General features: G+C 56.3%; 14 protein-coding genes. 10 read left to right on the forward strand and 4 right to left on the reverse strand.

Features of this window, described 5'->3' with window-relative positions:
• Positions 1-6 precede the first annotated feature (6 nt).
• The 6 genes from Q0K10_RS02305 (at position 7) to Q0K10_RS02330 (ending at position 5,506) form a co-directional block, all read left to right on the forward strand.
• Positions 7-1,293, forward strand: a complete 1,287-nt coding sequence (locus tag Q0K10_RS02305; RefSeq protein ID WP_294502612.1) for an aldo/keto reductase — start codon at positions 7-9, stop codon at positions 1,291-1,293.
• 131 nt (positions 1,294-1,424) lie between these two features.
• The gene (locus tag Q0K10_RS02310; RefSeq protein WP_294502615.1) at positions 1,425-2,759 is read left to right on the forward strand and encodes a 4Fe-4S binding protein; all 1,335 of its coding nucleotides are present in this window, start codon (positions 1,425-1,427) and stop codon (positions 2,757-2,759) included.
• Between the two features lies 1 nt (position 2,760).
• Positions 2,761-3,441, forward strand: a complete 681-nt coding sequence (gene larB / locus Q0K10_RS02315; protein WP_294502618.1) for a nickel pincer cofactor biosynthesis protein LarB — start codon at positions 2,761-2,763, stop codon at positions 3,439-3,441.
• 99 nt (positions 3,442-3,540) lie between these two features.
• Positions 3,541-3,759: a twin-arginine translocase TatA/TatE family subunit gene (locus Q0K10_RS02320; RefSeq protein WP_294502620.1), complete on the forward strand. Its 219-nt coding sequence runs from the start codon at positions 3,541-3,543 to the stop codon at positions 3,757-3,759.
• Positions 3,756-4,484 carry a twin-arginine translocase subunit TatC gene (gene tatC, locus Q0K10_RS02325; protein ID WP_294502624.1) on the forward strand — a complete coding sequence of 243 codons (729 nt, stop codon included), beginning with the start codon at positions 3,756-3,758 and terminating at the stop codon, positions 4,482-4,484. The genes Q0K10_RS02320 and tatC overlap by 4 nt, the downstream gene beginning before the upstream one ends.
• Positions 4,485-4,567: 83 nt before the next feature.
• Positions 4,568-5,506 carry a DUF362 domain-containing protein gene (locus Q0K10_RS02330; RefSeq protein WP_366942931.1) on the forward strand — a complete coding sequence of 313 codons (939 nt, stop codon included), beginning with the start codon at positions 4,568-4,570 and terminating at the stop codon, positions 5,504-5,506.
• A gap of 215 nt (positions 5,507-5,721) precedes the next feature.
• Here the strand turns inward: Q0K10_RS02330 and Q0K10_RS02335 are convergent, their stop codons facing one another.
• From Q0K10_RS02335 to Q0K10_RS02345, 3 genes are read right to left on the reverse strand one after another with little or no spacing between them, the layout of a single operon-like run.
• The gene (locus tag Q0K10_RS02335; RefSeq protein ID WP_294502630.1) at positions 5,722-9,846 is read right to left on the reverse strand and encodes a glycoside hydrolase family 2 TIM barrel-domain containing protein; all 4,125 of its coding nucleotides are present in this window, start codon (positions 9,844-9,846) and stop codon (positions 5,722-5,724) included.
• A 17-nt stretch (positions 9,847-9,863) separates the two neighbouring features.
• On the reverse strand, positions 9,864-10,628 hold the full coding sequence (locus Q0K10_RS02340; protein ID WP_294502633.1) for a prepilin-type N-terminal cleavage/methylation domain-containing protein: 765 nt from the start codon (positions 10,626-10,628) through the stop codon (positions 9,864-9,866).
• Positions 10,629-10,658: 30 nt separating this feature from the next.
• Complete coding sequence (locus Q0K10_RS02345; protein WP_294502636.1) at positions 10,659-11,747, reverse strand: GntR family transcriptional regulator; 1,089 nt, start codon at positions 11,745-11,747, stop codon at positions 10,659-10,661.
• Between the two features lie 462 nt (positions 11,748-12,209).
• On the opposite strand from Q0K10_RS02345, the gene Q0K10_RS02350 reads away from it, so the two are divergent.
• On the forward strand, positions 12,210-12,383 hold the full coding sequence (locus Q0K10_RS02350) for a transposase (RefSeq protein WP_294502638.1): 174 nt from the start codon (positions 12,210-12,212) through the stop codon (positions 12,381-12,383).
• Positions 12,384-12,518: 135 nt separating this feature from the next.
• Here the strand turns inward: Q0K10_RS02350 and Q0K10_RS02355 are convergent, their stop codons facing one another.
• The gene (locus Q0K10_RS02355; protein ID WP_294502640.1) at positions 12,519-12,902 is read right to left on the reverse strand and encodes a hypothetical protein; all 384 of its coding nucleotides are present in this window, start codon (positions 12,900-12,902) and stop codon (positions 12,519-12,521) included.
• A gap of 182 nt (positions 12,903-13,084) precedes the next feature.
• On the opposite strand from Q0K10_RS02355, the gene Q0K10_RS02360 reads away from it, so the two are divergent.
• From Q0K10_RS02360 to Q0K10_RS02370, 3 genes are read left to right on the forward strand one after another with little or no spacing between them, the layout of a single operon-like run.
• On the forward strand, positions 13,085-13,885 hold the full coding sequence (locus Q0K10_RS02360) for a hypothetical protein (protein WP_294502644.1): 801 nt from the start codon (positions 13,085-13,087) through the stop codon (positions 13,883-13,885).
• Between the two features lie 14 nt (positions 13,886-13,899).
• Positions 13,900-15,495 (forward strand): hypothetical protein, encoded by a 1,596-nt coding sequence (locus tag Q0K10_RS02365; RefSeq protein WP_294502645.1) that lies wholly within the window; start codon positions 13,900-13,902, stop codon positions 15,493-15,495.
• Between the two features lie 6 nt (positions 15,496-15,501).
• Positions 15,502-17,202, forward strand: coding sequence for an ATPase, T2SS/T4P/T4SS family (locus Q0K10_RS02370; RefSeq protein WP_294502653.1), 1,701 nt, complete (start codon positions 15,502-15,504; stop codon positions 17,200-17,202).
• Position 17,203 lies beyond the last annotated feature (1 nt).

Genomic DNA, 17,203 nt, shown 5'->3' on the forward strand with positions numbered 1-17,203 from the left:
AATGACATGAATCGACGTGATTTTCTCAAATCGGCGGCACTGGTCACGGCGGCCGGAGCCATGTTCGGAAAAGGGTCGGTTTTGAAGGCAGCGGAAACTCCCGCTGCGAAACCCAAAGGTCCGATTTTGAATTTCAATCCGCAGATGCAGTATCGCCCGATGGGACGGACGGGGGTGAATGTTTCCGCACTCGGGTTCGGGCTGCTTCGTCTGCCGATGCTCGCGGACGGGAAAACTGTGAACTCCGATCTGAGCGTTGCGATGATCCACCGCGCGATTGAAGGAGGCGTGAACTACATTGACACCGGACGCGTCTATCTCGGCGGACAGAGCGAGGCGGTCGCCGGGAAAGCGCTGAAAGGCAACTGGCGCGAGCGGGTTTACGTCACCTCCAAATCTCCGTGGTGGATCATGGAAAAGCCGGAGGACTTTGAGAAGTTCTTCGACGAGTCCCGCCGGACGATGGGATGTGACATGATCGACTTTTATCACATTCACATGATTATGCATCGCGGCTGGAAAGAGAAGGTGATCCCGTTCAAACTGATCGACAAGATCATGAAGCTCAAGGAGCAGGGAAAAATCCGCTTCGCCGGTTTCTCGTTCCATGATCGGCTTCAGCTTTTCAAGGAGGTAGTCGAAGCCGCCCCTTGGGACTTCTGCCTGATCCAGCACAACTATCTGGATTATGAGTATGAGGCCGGCTGTCTTGGGCCGAAATATGCCGCAGCCAACGGGATGGGGCTTGCCGTGATGAAACCGGTACGGACGGGATTTCTTGCGAATCTGCCGCCGTCCATGCGCGCGGCGCTCCGCTCGACCGGAGTGGAAAAGCCGGACACCGAATGGGCGCTTGACTACCTGTGGGATATTCCGGAGGTCAGCGTCGCGGTGAGCGGCATGGGGGCGATGGCGGATGTCGAGGCAAATCTGCGCTACGCATCGAAAGCGAAGCCGAATATGCTCACTCCGGATGAACGCAAGGCGCTCGGCGCGGCAATTCAGGCTTACCGGAACACCCCGGGACATATCAACTGCACCGGCTGTTATCAGTGCATTCCGTGTCCGCACAACGTGGCGATCGGCTACATCTTCGCCTACGTCTACAACAATTATCTTGTGCACAAAGACAAAAAGCGGGCGCTTGCCGACTATACGGTTGCGATGTCGCCGATTCAGCGCGGAGCGCCCGCCTCGGCATGTGTGAATTGCGGCGCGTGTCTCGCGAAGTGTCCGCAGAAACTCAACATTCCAGAACTGTTGAAACGTGTCCGGAAAGATCTGGAAGACTGATTGTGAGCACAAACGAGGTTCCGGAGTGATAATCCCGGGCAGAAACAGAAAAAACGGGAATTTGATTTGACTTACAGTAACTGTAACGTTTATCGTAGACAATAATACGATCGTTACAAGGAGTTCAGCAGATGAAAATCAGAAAAAATACCGTGAGATTCGGGCGGATCGGCGCGGCGGCTCTGTCTCTTTTCATCATGACAGCGGCCTTTGCCGGATTGGGTTCGTCAGCCGCCGCATGGCTGCCGGGAGTGCAGTTCGCTCCGGCTCTGATGTCATGTCTTGCGGTGTTTTCCCTGGGAGCTTTTCTAACCGTTCTTGGAATTGCGCTTCTGACGTTCTGCTTCGGACGCTTTTACTGTGCATTCATCTGCCCGCTCGGCATTCTGCAGGATCTGATCGGCTTTCTCTCCCGCCGGAAAGGCGGGAGAAGTTCGAATCTCCGCAAAACCCGGTATGCGATTGCCGGAGTTGTATTCGGCATGCTGATTGCCGGTTGGAGCGGCGGACTTCTGTTCCTCGATCCTTATTCGAATTTCGGACGATTGCTTAGTTCGTTCACGATCGGCGGCTTGATTCCGCTGATCGTGCTTGTGTTACTGGTGATTTGGCAAAAGCGAATTTTCTGTACAGCGATCTGCCCGGTTGGAACCGTACTGGGACTGTTTGCCAAACACGGGATCTTCCAGTTGCGTCTGACGGAACAGTGTGTCAAATGTGGCCAGTGTGTCAAAGTGTGTCCAGCCGGATGCATCAACCCGGCGGCGGGAACGATTGACAACGAGCGGTGTGTCCGCTGTATGAACTGTCTTTCCATCTGCCGACTTCATGCGGTGAAGTTTGGTCGTCCGGAAAAGAATACGCAGAGCTTTGACGAGGGACGCCGGGCGTTTCTGGTGAATGGCACCGTTCTGATCGCCGGGCTGGCCGCGGGAGTGACTCTGGCAAAAGTCGGACTGGGGAAGCTGGCCGACTACGCGAAACGTTTTTCCTTTCTTCCTCCGGGAGCGGGTAATGCGGAACGGTTCGCCGCCAGATGCACGGCGTGCCAGCTCTGCACGGCGAACTGCCCGGCGAAGATCATCGTCCCGGCTCCGGGAGGAGACGGTCCGGTTTCGCTCGACTTGAATCGCGGGGCGTGTTTCTATGACTGCAACCGCTGTTCGCAGCTCTGCCCGACCGGCGCGCTCCGTCCGCTGACGCTTCAAGTCAAACAGAAAACGAAAATTGCGGAAGCGAAATTCAATCCGCGCGTCTGCATCGTGTTTCAGGAGGGGGAGAAGTGCGGGAAATGCGCGAACGTCTGCCCGACCGGTGCGGTGACGCTCCGTCCGACCGGTGCGCCGCGTCCTGTCAATACCGCTCTCTGCATCGGCTGCGGAGCCTGTCAACAGGTCTGCCCCGCCGTCCCGGAAAAAGCGATGACCATCGCTCCGGTCGAACAACAAACCTTGCTGGAGGGATAAAATGGATCAGTTCAAGGATCTCGGTTTTGCCAAACTCGACCTGAGCCGTGCAGACCGCACCGGTCAGGGGGAAACCGTCTACTGTCCCGGGAAAACGCCGGAACAGCTGATGGAAATCATGCGGACTTTCCAACGCACCGGGGTACGGGTGCTTGGAACAAAATGTTCGCCGGAACAATTCGCCTTTCTGCGGAATCACTCCATCCCGGTGGAGTACGACGAGACTTCAAGACTTCTGATGTCCCCGTGGGGCAGAAAAACGGAACTCGCCGGGCTGATCGCCGTCTGTACCGGAGGAACGGCGGATCTTCCCGTGGCGGAAGAGGCGGCGCAGACGGCGGAATTCTTCGGAGCGAAAGTGGAACGGTATTTTGACGTCGGCGTCGCGGGACTCCATCGGCTGCTGGCGAAAATCGACGCGATCCGCAGGGCCGACGTGGTGATTGCCGCAGCCGGAATGGAAGGCGCTCTCGGAAGTGTACTTGCCGGACTTGTGGAGTCTCCGCTTGTCGCGGTTCCGACCTCGGTCGGATACGGTGCCAGTTTCGGCGGCGTCGCCCCGCTCCTGGCAATGCTGAACTCCTGCGCGGAAGGGATGTCCGTCGTCAACATCGACAACGGATTCGGAGCAGGCGTGCTCGCCTGTCGGATGATCCGGATGATGGAGAGGAGAATGCAATAAAAATATGTCTCTGTTGCGGAAAAGAATCACAGTCCATGCTTCGGGATGATTTTATTCTGAAGTGTTTTGTAACGATAACAATCAAACAGGAGGTGCAGCATGTCGCTCGGATTCACGGAAATCATTTTAATCGCGCTCTTCATTCTGATCGTGTTCGGAGCCAAGCGGATTCCCGAACTGGCCCGTGCCATGGGCCGGGCTTCGTATGAGTTTAAAAAGGCAAAAGAATCTCTGAGCCTGGAAAGTCAGGAGCTGATGACCGCAGCGGAAAACGCGGCGGAAAAAGAGGATCGGAAGGAAACCGGGAAAGAGGCATGAAAGCGCCGGAAAACACCCTGATCGCGCACCTGGAGGCGTTGCGGCGGACACTGCTGAGCTGTGTCGTCGCAACGGCGATCCTTTATCCGGTCGGGTATCTGATCTCCCCCCGGGTGATCGGAACACTGGTACGCTGGAGTTTTTCGGAGTCGGTTGGACGGCTCCACTACTTCGCTCCGATGGAGGTATTCTGGGTGCAGCTCAAACTGGCGCTGATTCTCGCTCTGGTCATGGCGTATCCATGGAATCTGCTGCAGGTCTGGCGTTTTCTGCTTCCCGCGCTTTACCGGGAGGAGCGCAAAGCGTTCGGATGGTGGATTTTATTCGCGTCCGTCCTGTTCTTCGGAGGAGTCGTATTTTGCGGCGGGGTGATTCTGCCGATGCTGATGAACTTTTCCGGCGGATTCGCCACGCCGGAACTTCAGCCGATTCTGGGACTGGCGAACTTTCTGAATCTCGCCGGCTGGCTGATGCTCGCGTTCGGCGTCATGTTTCAAGCGCCGATCGTGGTTCTTCTTGCCGTCCGGTTCGGCGTGATTTCCGCCGAGTCCTTGCGGAAGAAGCGGGCGTACATCATGACCGCGATTCTGATTGTCGCAGCCATTCTGACCCCACCGGACATCGTCAGTCAGGTCATGCTTGCCGTTCCCACCTGGCTGTTATTTGAACTTGGATTATTTCTCGCAACCAAACTGGAATTCAAACAGGGAGAGAAAAACTCATGAACAGACGTGATTTCCTGAAGAGTGCCCTGACGCTTGCCGCATTCACCCCGCTAGCCGGCATTCTGACCAAAGCGGTGGAACCCGTGAAAGCCGGAGCCGTTCCGAAAGTGTATTTCACGCGGAATCTATCGCCGGAATCGGTGATCCGCATGTACCGGACGCTCGGAATTTCGCTGCCCGGCAAGGTTGCGGTGAAGGTGCATTCCGGCGAGAAAGGCAATCAGAATTTTCTGCGTCCGGAGTTTCTCCGTCCCATGGTCGAGGCGGTCAACGGGACGGTGGTCGAGTGCAATACCGCTTATGAAGGGGCACGGAATTCCACGGCGGAACATCGGCAGCTCATCGCGGAACATGGCTGGACGAAACTCTTCACCGTCGACCTGATGGATGCCGAAGGGCCCGATATGGTTCTGCCGATCCCCGGAGGGAAGATCCTGAAGCGGAACTATGTGGGAAAGAATATGGCAAACTACGACTCCATGCTGATTCTCTCCCATTTCAAAGGTCATCCAGTTGCCGGGTATGGCGGGGCGCTGAAACAGCTCTCAATCGGCTGCGCGTCGATCAAGGGGAAAGCGCTGATCCACTCCGGCGGGGTTTCCGGCGATCAGGTCGAGTGCTGGAAACACATGGCTTCGCAGGAGGTGTTCGGAGACGCCATGGCGGAAACGGCCGGAACGATTGTCGATTATTTCAAAGGGAAAATCGCGTTCGTCAACATGATGTGCAATCTGTCGGTCGACTGCGACTGCTGTGCCGTGGCCGAAGATCCCTGCATGAAGGACGTCGGAATCCTCTCCTCGACCGATCCCGTCGCGCTCGATCAGGCGTGCATGGATCTGATCCGGCGCTCGAAGGATCCCGGACGGGATCACTTCCTTGAGCGGGTCACTTCCCGGATGGGAACCCGGGTGATCGACACGGCCGCCCGGCGCGGAACGGGCTCTCTGCGGTACGAACTCATCCAGCTCGATCCATCGAGTTCCACCAAGCCGGCCGACCGTTTCGCTAGGGAAGCGTGACGTCCCAATTCCCGACTGAAAAATACGCTGTTGCGACTGTGGGCATCTGGCCCGGCGAAAAAGCATGGGGGGGAGTCCCCCCCTCACATGACGGCGCAGTATTCGGCCCTGGAGGCATGAAAATCCTGCGTTTACCGGCTTTTGTACGACCGTTTGCACAGCTTTTTCCGAACGACTTTTCCTGTGGCGTCCGGTGCGGTTTCTGCATGGTCGGATTATTCCATGGACAGATGCGTCACCTCGAAATCGAGGCCGGGCCGGGATACATCCGGAGTCCGATCGGATCGGTAGAAGAAGAACAGTTCTCCGCGAAGATTCTCCCGGGAGACGTTGCCGCTCTTTCGCAGTTCCTTCCCCAGTTGGAGACGGTAGACGCGTTCGCGGCCATCTCCACGCAACTCGATTTCCCCGGAATAACGTCCCGACCAGTCCCGCGAAGGCAGGATCAGTTGAACCGGCCCGGACTTCGCGCTGCGGACCCGCAGAACCAGGTATTCCGGAGAACGGCCGATTTTTCCCGGATCGAAACCGAACAATGCCGCCGGAGCCTCACGCTCTTTCGAGGCCGGGAAAACCACTCCCAGAGAAAGTCTTCCGTTCCGGCGGAGCTTGCGGGTCTTGCCGGAAAGAGTCGTTCCGGTTTCCTTCATGTCCACAAAATACCGGAAGACGCCGGGCGTCAGCAGGTCGGCCGCATCCACGGGCAACTCCTCGGCTGTGACCGCGATCAGAACCGGAACCGGCTCTTCTGCCGGAATGTAATTCACCTTGCCGTCCCGGGCCGCCTGCGCGGAAAGGAAATCGAAGGAGACAATCGGCACAAACGGTCGCGGATTTTCCCACTCCATGACGAATGCGCCGACTTCGGCCATGATCGCAGACTGACAACGGAGCCCGACTTTCGCCTCCGGCAGCTGGGAAACCGCCCACCAGTCCCCAATGTTGGTCTGTCCGAGCAGCGGAATGTCCATCACCGTTCCATCCGTGTAGTGAATCCGATAGGCTCCGGCCGGACTGTTCGCCTTGCCCCATCCGGCAGTGTGCAGAAAGAAGAGCCGGGAAACCCGCCTGCCGATCTTGATATTGCGGATCGCCGCGGGAAAACGCGGACGGGCAGAGCCGCGCAATACCAGACAGGAACGATCCGAATTCCGGGCAGGATCGAGAATGTGGAACAGAATGCCGCCCGCTTTCTGCCGTCCGAGCGGAACCATCCGGAAATCGTTGCGCCCCTGATCGAGCCAGCCGCCCTTGCCGTCGTTGTCGACCTCATCGGCGAACCCCCGGTTGGCGTAGGGCGCCAGGTCGACCGGAGACAGGCGCGATTCGACCGCGGAGTATTCGCGATTCTCCGCTTCGGCGAGTGGCCGCGCCTCCGTCCACAGAACCGGAGCCGCCGCCACATAAGCGATCAGGTTGCCGAGATAAACTGCCGCCGCGCTGTCATTGTTCCGGCAGAGCGTCGCATTCAGTTGCGACAGCACGATCCGGCCCTTTCCACAGGTTGCATCGACAATCGCATTGGAGATCAGGTCGGTCTTGTTCAGGCCCGGTCCCCGGACGGCGATGGTGTTCACGGTATATGGAGCAAAGGAACCGCTGACCACATAACCGTGATCGGGATTCGCCCACGTGTCGAACTCATCCCGGGAGAGACCGCGGAACACCGGGTGGCCGGGGACTACCAGGTCGACGAAATTGTTTCCTTTTTGAAACACTTTCTGGCCCCCCGGAATGGAGGAATCTGGATTCTGCTGTTCAAGTACCAGAAGTACGCCGCCGCGTTTCCGGACCAGATCATCCACTTCCGCCGACAATCCGAGATTCACGGTCTGGGGATCGGGATACTCCGCCGGTACGACCAGGCAGCCGCCGTCGGGAACCGCCGAGGCGGAAGCCACGATCTGGAACTTTATCCCGAAGCCGTTCAGGATTTCCCGCAGTTCCGCCACATTACGGGGGGAGCCGGTATCGAGCAGGCATACCGGCCGGACCGGTTCGATTTTCCGGCCCAGCACGGAGCGGGGCGCGACAAAAAGATCGAACCAGTTCTGCCCGACCGTTTCTCCCCCGGCATTCAGGAGCGTCAATCGCAGCTGCGCCTGTCCCGCGGGCAGTTCAGGCAGAGACAGCTCGTACGGTACTGAGGCTTTGGTCAGCGGGGCGATCTCCGGAACATCTGTTTCGCCGCAGGGGAGATTCCTCCCGTCCGGCAGGACGATTGAAAACCTGGCCTTCAACTCGGAAACCTTTTCCGGTGAACTATTTACGACCGATAGAGTCCAGCGGCTGCTGTCGCCGGAAAAAAGATTGTGCGGGAAAAGTCCGTTGTCCGAGTGCAGAACCGGCAACAGAGGCTGCGTCCAGACCGTTGCATTCGGATTGGATTCAAACCAGGGAGCGAATCCCGCATACCGGTCATCGAGCCGGTAGAGTGTGAAAATCCGCTTGCCGAACCGCCCCTGCGCCCAGGAGGCGAACCCCGGCTTCAGCACCCGTTCCAGCGGTGCGCAGCCGATAAAGCCGATCCCTTTCGGGTTTCCCCAGGTCGGCGTGCGGGCCGCATACTGCAGGTATTGGTCGACGTCCCCGGGGCGGAATCCCGGTTCAGCCTTGATCCCCCAGCTGAAGCCGACCGTCTCCCAGCTCACGAGGGGACGTGTCAGGCGTTTCCGGGAGTCGCTGCCGTAGAGCCTGCACTCACCCTCATAATGGTAATCGACCCGATCGCGCCAATGCACCCAGGGTTCATGCAGCGCCGTGTATTCATGCCGGTCGTGAAAGTCGGTGTCGAGTTTCGCATCGCCGAAGTCATGCCACTGGGCAGCTCCGGAAAAGGTGCTCACAGGGCGACTCTGCCAGTCATGCCGCCGCATGAGTTCGACCTGCCGGTTCATGAATTCCTGAACTTTCGGGCGACCGAAGTGGGTTACTTCGTTGCCGAGGCTCCACATCACCACCGACGGATGGTTGCCGGTCGCATTCAGGAATTCCAGCAGTTCCGGAAAGTTGTTCTTTTCAAAGGCCTCGGTGTCGAGAATATTCGTGAAACACCAGGCCCATTCATTATAGATCATCATCCCGAGTTCGTCGGCGATCCCGTAAGCGACCGGCATCAGCGGCATGTGGGCGGTACGCACGATGTTGTACCCTTCAGCTTTCAATTGCTTCAAATATCGTTCAAGCTGCCGTGGAGCATTTTCCAGATCTCCCGGAGCTCCGCCGTAGTTGCGCGAGCTGATGTTCTGACCGAAAAGATAAATCGGTTTCCCGTTCAGGTGAAACTTACCGTCCACAATCCGGAAATCGCGGAAACCGAACCGTTCCGCGGCGCACGCGAGCGTTTTTCCGCCCGCATTGACCCGGAAGGTCAGAAAATAGAGATACGGCCGTTCCGGCGTCCAGCGGACAGGAGTCTTGAGTGGAATCTCCATGCGACCGGAATTCCGCCCGGGTGCGAGCATCAATGCAGGCAGGGATTTTTCTCCGGCACGCTGCTGTTCATCGCCATGCACGGCGGAAGAAACCCGACCGGACAATTCCGCCTTCACAGCTTTGCCGGTATGGTTCTCCAGTTCATAAACGACCGCCAGTCGATCCGTTTTCAGATCCGGCGCCAACCTGAGACTGCGGATCCTGATTTCCGGTTCCAGCGACAGGGCGACGCTCTGCCAGAGACCGCCCTTGATATCGCCGGCCCCCCACAGGGAACCGTATGCGTGGGTCGGTTTATATCTGGCTCCCTCCTTGTTGTGCCAGAGTCCGAGATTATCCGAAAGAATTCGGAGCGTAAGAACATTGCGGCCCGGTCTGGCCTCGTCTGTTCCATCTACCTCAAACCCGATGAAGTCGCCATGATGAGAGCCGATCGAAACGCCGTTCAGGAAAACTTCGGCCTGATAACCCGCCACATCAAATTTCAAAATGACCCGCCGCTCCTTCAGGTCATCGGGCGAGAGATCGAATCCGGTCCGATAATAACCTTTTACGAACGGTTTTTCCGCATTTTTCGCCTTTGGATACTGCCGATACCAGTCCAGGGGAACCGCGATGCTGTCCCAGCCAGAATCATCGAAATCCGGAGCCGAAAATTTGCGGTCGAGTTCCGGTGATTCCGCAAAGGGAGAGTCGGACACCTCGAGCCCGGAACACTTCCATGTTCCGTTGAGAGAACGCGTTTCCGCAGCTGCCCGACCAGCGGAAGCTGGGCCTTGCGGAATTTCCGCGACGGAAATCACTCCGATCCGCTCCGCCGGACGGAGCGGCGGAGCATAGGGCGGTATTGCAAACAACGGCATCAATACGGCGGTCGACCAGACAAACAACAGCAGAAAACGCATACCGGTTCTTTTTCCTCTCACTTCTGGCGTCCCCAGTACAGAATGTCGCACTCCTCGTCAAAACTGTTGTTGCGCGACACAACCCCGGAATTCATATCCATCGTCGATACATGACCATCCAGCCAGGCGATGTTGGTTCTCTGGCTGTGGCGGAACCCCAGCGTGGACCAGCCGGAACTCTGCTTGAATCCCCAGCCGCCGGATCCCAGCTGCGACGTCCATTTCTCGTCGGCGGTGTAGCGCGGATCATCTTTGCCGAGATATTTGTCGCCGACGAAAACAACCGAGGATGGTTTTCTGAACAAACTTAATTTTACATACTTGTTATAACCATCGCCACGGTTGGCAAACGAGGTTTTGCTTGCGTCAGTCTGAATGCTCAAGTAGGTTGCATTTTCGCCGTAACCATATTGGTCCGGGAGTCCCGGGCAGAACATGATTTTGTACTGTTTGACGTCGTCGAGGTAAAAACCGCTTGAATCCGGAGTAGTATTCAAACCGAGATAAATGCGCAATTTCCCGGGCCATTGACTGTAATGTTTCATTTTGTATTCTCCCGCCGACCCGGAATCGTTGGGAGCGATGGCCGGGACGATAAAATCCTGAGAATCGTTGCAGTACAAGGTTCCGGCCATGCCGATCTGTTTCAGATTCCCCGAACAATTGATCGCGTGCGCCCTTGCCCGGGCCTGATTCAGAGCAGGCAGCAACATGGACGCAAGGATCGCGATAATCGCAATAACAACCAGAAGTTCGATCAATGTGAATTGTCTCCGTCTCATTTTCCAGCTTTCCTTTCTCTTGAATGTTTTTTACTGAAAACGCTGTTCATAGCGTTCATCCCGGAACGATTCTCGTTGCAGCTTCCGCACCGTCAACCCGCTCGGCTGGAGGGTGCGGGAGATCATGACGGTCCGGACCGGAGAATCAGGCTGTTTGATTTTCTCATCGAGCAACTCGATGGCGACTCGAGCGATTTCGCGCGCATCCTGCCAGATCATCCAGCCGGGAATCGGCTGAGCATAGCGGTCGGCCACCAGCCGGCAACCGTCGATCCAGTCAAGCTTGTACTGTTTCAACACCGTGGAAATGCGCATTAAACTGCCGTTGGCGGCATAAATCGCTTCGGGAGTTTTTTTGATATTCAGAATGGTTTCGAGCCGGTTTGACAGCTGGGCATCGGAATTCACGAGCAGACTCTCGTTGAGCGCAACCCCATTTTCGTCAAAACAGCGCCGGAGTCCCGCGAGCTGGGGATTCGTCTCCAGGTCATTGCCGATGAAGACCGGCTCCGTCCGGCCCTCGGCCAGCAACTGCCTGCCGACGTCATACCCTTCCTGTTCGTAATCAATCTGGACAGAAGAACGACCCGGATGCGGATCTCCGCCGATCTGGACGATCGGGACATCGATACCGGCGATGAATTCATCGGTGTTTGCCGAAGACGACCCTGGTGACACCCAGATCAGGCCGGTCAGCGGATAGAGTTCAAAACCTTCCATGACCGCTTTGATCGGGAAGAAGAGGTTGATTAGATGCAACAGCCTGTCGCTGTTGACGATTTCGTCGCCGATCGCGGCAGTGACGTTCCAGAGATAGCTGTTGTAATAAAGCTGCCGTCCATCGGCGGGGAGAAGACCGATCAGCGGCGGGCGTCTGTCGGTCCAGGCATGATTCGGATTGGTAAAGAGCCCGATTCCGGGGCGTGAAATGAGCAGGCCGTCCCGAATCAGATCCTTCATGGCTTTCTGAATGGTCGTACTGCTCACGTTGAAATGCCGGGCAAGTTCGCGCATGGAGGCGACCCGCTGCGGCTTGTCGCCAGCCAGCAATATCATGTCGACCATGTACTTCCGTATCTGCTGATACTCCGCCAGAGGTGTGCTTTTCAGTAAATTCATATCTTGAGAACTTTATATGTAAATATCGCGAACACTAAGTTAACACCATTAATTATAGCAAATATGCCCGCTCTTGTCAAGAGGCGGTTTCGAAAAAGATGAAAAAAAACGGGAAATTGTCTTTCCCTGCAAATCACCGAAAACCAAAGGGAAAACGGAATTTGCATGAAGGCTCCTTTCAAGGAGATTCGGAAGGAAAAAAAACGCCAGTCATGACAAGAGGACTTGAGCGGTTCGAACGCTTTTCCTGGGTTCTTCTCCGTTTTGAGCCACGATTTGCCTCAAAATAGGCTTTGAAAATCTGAATAGATGGAAAAAGGCCGACATTTGCCTTATAGTTTTTGCCTCTGAAAACGAAAACCAAGGAGGCGAAATGTCGACTGTGCTGAGCTGCGGAAAAATGGCTTGAAGAGTTTGTAAAAACGGGTAACTCTTTTCTCTGAACAAGGAGGAAGGTGTGAAATGAAAGATGCATCGGAAACAGGGCCGAGTCGGAGTGGAACCCGTTATTCGGCGGCCGGCAAGCTCAAGGCTGTGAAACTCTATTTTGAAGAAGGTTATCAGGCCAGAGACATCGCGCGGGAACTCGGGAGCGGGATGTCATGTGCGGGAATCAATGGTTCTGGTTTTCAGTAAAAAAAGCAACTGACACTTTTCTCCGTGTTAAGAGATTGACTGTCAATAAGAGTAAGATAGCATGGAAAATACTGATTGCAAATCAGAATTTCTGAATCATAAATCAAATTGACCGATGCGGGAATAAGCCTCCGATTAATGCAATCCGCTGCCGTCACGAAAAAGTCTGATGTATTCTTTGCTTCCGGATAACAGTGCGGGAACTCCTCCTCCCGGCGTTCCCATGTGCTTCCCCCGCCGGCACTGCGAATTATCCCTCTTTTTCTCCTGAATCAACACACTGGAATCCCCGACGCGCCAGACCATCATAAACGGTTTGCGGACATGGCCTTCGCCAGAACTGTTCCTTTTTTCATTGACCTGCGGATGGTGAGTGCGGCAGACCGTGTGTTTGATCAGGTGGTTGCGCAGACAGGTCTGACTGGTTGTTCCCCGTCCAGCTGACGAATCCGTCTCGAAATTGAAAATCTCCGGTTCCCCGCAGAAATTCCCTTCTCCGCGCAGCGCTTCCCGTTGCACACGGTTTTTTCATCAAAATAGATTCATTCAACAGGCATTTCCCCCCAAGTCAAGCTGCCCGGTTTTTCCGGAGACAACCGCATTGTACCGAGAAAAGAAGACCTTTTTCTCTTGAAAAATAACATTTCTGATGTAGATTACAAAGGTTGTAAGTTGGGAACAGGCCGGAGTAATGCGTTGATATGAAAAATATAATTCCTTTAGTCGTCTCGGTGATTCTGGGGTTGGCCGCGGTTTATCTTGTAAGCAGACTTCTGTTTGAAAACAAGAGCGACGACCTTGAAAATAAAGTCTCCGTAGTGGTGGCGGCACGCGATTTGGACGCCCGTGATGAATTGTCGCAGGGGAGTCTCACTTATAAGGACATTCCGGAGTCGGCGGTTCCCAGAAATGCCCTGCTGTGGGAAAATGTCGGTCTGGCTTACGGGCAGCAGCTTCCGCACGCGGTATCTCAGGATGACTACATCTTAATGACGGATATCCGAATCCAGACAACGCTTGGTGATTGTGCCCGGCAGGGGGAGTGGACCGTCCCAGTGACCTTTTCCGATCCCGCTCTGGTCAGGATGCTGATGCCGGATGATGAAATCGCCATTATCTCCACCTACGTCTCGCAGAATGTTTCCATCGACAAGAATATGACGGTAAGTGACGGATCCGGCGTGAAGGTGAACGAATCGCGCGAAACTTCCGTTCTGCTGCCCTGCGTCCGGGTGATCGGAATTGCGAATGAGCAGGGCTCCTTCCGGGAGAGCGGAGGTTCCAGCGGTACGGTTTTCGTCTCTCTGCCTCCGCAGCAGGCGATGATCCTCATTGCCGCCCAACGTGAGTCGGAGCTCTATCCGGTTCTGCGCAAACGGAATGACTCCGCTGCTCTCAACCGAAAGGACGGCGGCGTCGTGAACGCGGATACGTTCGCAAAAATCCGCCAGGGGCTCGTTCCCGCGGAACTGCCGGAAATTCCCAACAAAGATCATCGATGAGGGAGGCTGGCTGTATGAAGAGTTTCGGGCTGATTTTTTCCCTGCTTTTCTGCTTTTGCGGTGTCTTGTCCGGCGCGGATGAGATGGTCCCGGCCGACGGTGGAGTTCGGAATCAGGGGAATTTGCTCTCGCTTCCTCCGGAACGGGTCTCCATCTCTACTGGGGAAACCCGGAGGATTGAGGTCCCATTCGTCATTGAACGGTATCGGTCAAGCACACTCAACGCCCGGGTCAGCCAGGTGGATGGACGGGCGTTCGAGGTGGAAGGGGTTTCGGCGGGGAGCGCGATTATAACAGTCTGGGCCCAGGGAATAAGCAAAGAGTTCCGGGTTACCGTTTCGAGTTCTCTCATGCCGATCTATCGCGAATTGAGCCGCGAGCTCGGGGATCTGCCGGAGGTGTCTGTGGAGCTGTCGGATGATGTGCTGACACTTCGCGGGGAAATCACCCGGGTCTTGCGTTGGGATTACTTCCGCCGTGTGGTCAAACGTTATGAGGATCGCTGCCGCAACTATGTGACCTTCCAGCCCGGTCCCGAACTGTTTGAGGAGCTCAAAAAGCAGTTCACCTCTGCCGGTTATTCCGTCGCGGAAACCGTTTCTCCGCAAACCCCCGGCCAGTTGAAACTGCAGGTGACGAACGGTGTTCTGATGGTATCGGGGTATCTTCTCAGTGAAAGTGACATCGCTTCCGTCCAGAGGATCCTCGCATCGCAGAAATGGCTTTCACCGGAGTGGAACGGTCAGGCCATGCGCGCGGAGACGGATCTGAAGATCGCCGATACCCAGCTCAATGTCGGTGTCGTTTTCGTCGGCATCACCAGAACACAGCTTGAGCGGCTCGGCAATTCGTCGGCCGACGGGACGGTTCTCTCCTGGAATCTCATCGCCTGGTTCCGGGCGCTTGCCGGCGCTGCGCCGGATGATCTTTCCGGCACATCCGGCGGAAAAGGACTCTACTCCTACCTCAATACCGATTTGAAAGGCTCTCTGGTCTTCTTCGGCAACAACGGGGTTTCGGATTTTCGCGATGCCGGCCATGTCACTTTGACCAGCAACAGCAAAAATTATGCAACCTATGAAAACGGCGGAACCTTGAATGTCAAGGTTTACGGACAGGATACCGCCGAACTTAAACCGATCGAATTCGGCCTGAAACTGAAGATTCGCGGCGGTCTCGTCCGGACGGATGAGGCCAGGCTGGAGCTGGAACTGGAAAAAAGTCTCGCCCCGGTCAAACAGGATGAGGACTATTTTCAGCGTTCGACAAAAACCACCACGGAGATTCTCTGCCCGCTGAATCAGACCGCTGTCATCGCCGGTCAGAAGGATTTGACCTACTCCAACAGCGGTCCGAACGGTTATGCGTTTCTGCGCCATATTCCGGTTATCAGCTGGTTCGCTTCTTCGGAAGAGGAGCAGCAGGAGGAGATGCTGCTCTTGATTCTGGTCTCTCCGAAAATCGCGGATTCCAAGGTGCACATGACCTCGCTTCCTTCCGATGATACGCGGGATGTGGAGAGTTCCATCTCCCGGTCGATCCGGGAGAGAAGGGAAAAGGCCGGGGAACACGAGTCCGGCGGCTGGTTTGAAAAAATGTTCACATGGTAGTCTATTATGATGCAATTGAGGGTTACAACCGCAGACGGAGAACAGAAGCGCATTGCGCTGGAAGGCAGGCTGCCGCTTCTGATCGGGCGCTCCGGTGAGGCCGGCCTGTGTCTTGCAGACAAAAAAGTCTCGCGACGCCACGCCGAACTTACCGGGGGCGATGCGGGTGCTCTCTTTCTGGAAGATCTCTCGAGCCGCACCGGTACGCGGGTGAACGGCGTGCCGGTTTCCGGCCGGACGAAACTTGCGCCGGGAGATGTGATCCGGATCGGGGAGACGGAGTTGACATTGGAGATCGCGCCATCCGCTTCGCAGGATTCCGTTTCCGCCTCTCCCGCGAGCGAGGAGAAAGTCAACTCATCCTCTCAGCCGCAGGCGCACGGGATGCCGGTTTACGGGGGAGTGGACACGGAGCATTCCGGCCTTTACAGTGATGCGATGCTGCAGCTGGCCCGGAGAATTCAGAATCGTGTTCTGGAGTTGCTGAATATCAGCAATTTTTCCTCCCTGGAGATGACGAACAGCGACATGCGTCCGAAAGTCGAAGATGCACTGGACCGGATTCTCCGGGAGGTTCGACATGAGATTCCGGTTCAGGTGAAGCTCGAAGAGTTCCGGCAAATTCTGCTGGATGATCTGATCGGGCTCGGTCCGCTTTCGCCCCTGCTTCGCGACCCGTCCATTTCGGAGATCATGATCAACGGGCCAGCGAATCTTTTTGTGGAAAGCCGCGGACTGATCTACCGGACTGCGGCCCGTTTCAACAGCGAGAGCCATCTGCAGTCGATCATTCAGCGCATTGTCGAACCGCTTGGGCGCCACATCGACGCAGCCTCTCCGATGGTGGATGCCCGGTTGGAAGACGGCTCCCGCGTGAATGCGGTGATTCCGCCGCTGGCGCTCGACGGTTCGCTGGTGACGATCCGGAAATTCCCCTCGAAAAAACTCATCGACGAGGATTTGATCCGGTTCGGAAGCCTGACCCGTCCGATGGCGCTGTTTCTGCGGGAGGCGGTGCGTGCCCGGCGCAACATTCTGGTGTCGGGCGGAACCGGATCCGGCAAAACGACGCTGTTGAACATCCTGTCGCAATTTATCCCTGAAAAGGAGCGGATCATCACGGTGGAGGATTCCGCGGAGTTGAAGCTCAGCCACGAGAATCTCTGCCGGCTCGAGGCGCGTCCCGCGAATGTCGAAGGGCAGGGGCGGATTACGATCCGCGACCTTGTGATCAATACATTGCGTATGCGGCCTGACCGGATCATCGTGGGAGAGTGCCGCGGTGCGGAGGCGCTGGACATGCTTCAGGCAATGAACACCGGTCACGACGGCTCCATGACGACCTGTCACGCGAACAATCCGCGCGACGCGCTGTCGCGTCTTGAGAACATGGTCATGATGGCCGGGTTCGAACTGCCGTCGTCGGCGATCCGGGAGCAGATCGCCTCGGCGATTCATTTGATCGTGCAGCAGACCCGGCTGCCGGATGGGTCGAGGAAGATTGTGAAGATTTCGGAGGTGACCGGGAGGGAAGGCAGTACGATTCTGCTTCAGGATATTTTCACCTTCGAGCAGGAGGGGTTTGACGAGAAATTTCACGTGATCGGGCATCACACTGCAACCGGCAATATTCCGAAGTTTGTGGATGAATTGCGTCAAGCCGGGGATCTTGAGCTGGATATGTCCGTATTTGTCCCGGAAGGGTGAA

It is taken from the genome of uncultured Victivallis sp., assembly GCF_944391105.1.
Classification (GTDB): Bacteria; Verrucomicrobiota; Lentisphaeria; order Victivallales; family Victivallaceae; genus Victivallis.

Excerpts from the sequence above, each read along its gene's own strand:
- tatC (WP_294502624.1), top strand. The coding sequence starts at position 3,756 with ATGAAAGCGCCGGAAAACACCCTGATCGCGCACCTGGAGGCGTTGCGG.
- Q0K10_RS02365 (WP_294502645.1), top strand. The coding sequence starts at position 13,900 with ATGAAGAGTTTCGGGCTGATTTTTTCCCTGCTTTTCTGCTTTTGCGGT.
- Q0K10_RS02345 (WP_294502636.1), bottom strand. The coding sequence starts at position 11,747 with ATGAATTTACTGAAAAGCACACCTCTGGCGGAGTATCAGCAGATACGG.
- Q0K10_RS02310 (WP_294502615.1), top strand. The coding sequence starts at position 1,425 with ATGAAAATCAGAAAAAATACCGTGAGATTCGGGCGGATCGGCGCGGCG.
- Q0K10_RS02335 (WP_294502630.1), bottom strand. The coding sequence starts at position 9,846 with ATGCGTTTTCTGCTGTTGTTTGTCTGGTCGACCGCCGTATTGATGCCG.
- larB (WP_294502618.1), top strand. The coding sequence starts at position 2,761 with ATGGATCAGTTCAAGGATCTCGGTTTTGCCAAACTCGACCTGAGCCGT.
- Q0K10_RS02370 (WP_294502653.1), top strand. The coding sequence starts at position 15,502 with ATGATGCAATTGAGGGTTACAACCGCAGACGGAGAACAGAAGCGCATT.
- Q0K10_RS02305 (WP_294502612.1), top strand. The coding sequence starts at position 7 with ATGAATCGACGTGATTTTCTCAAATCGGCGGCACTGGTCACGGCGGCC.
- Q0K10_RS02360 (WP_294502644.1), top strand. The coding sequence starts at position 13,085 with ATGAAAAATATAATTCCTTTAGTCGTCTCGGTGATTCTGGGGTTGGCC.
- Q0K10_RS02340 (WP_294502633.1), bottom strand. The coding sequence starts at position 10,628 with ATGAGACGGAGACAATTCACATTGATCGAACTTCTGGTTGTTATTGCG.
- Q0K10_RS02350 (WP_294502638.1), top strand. The coding sequence starts at position 12,210 with ATGAAAGATGCATCGGAAACAGGGCCGAGTCGGAGTGGAACCCGTTAT.
- Q0K10_RS02320 (WP_294502620.1), top strand. The coding sequence starts at position 3,541 with ATGTCGCTCGGATTCACGGAAATCATTTTAATCGCGCTCTTCATTCTG.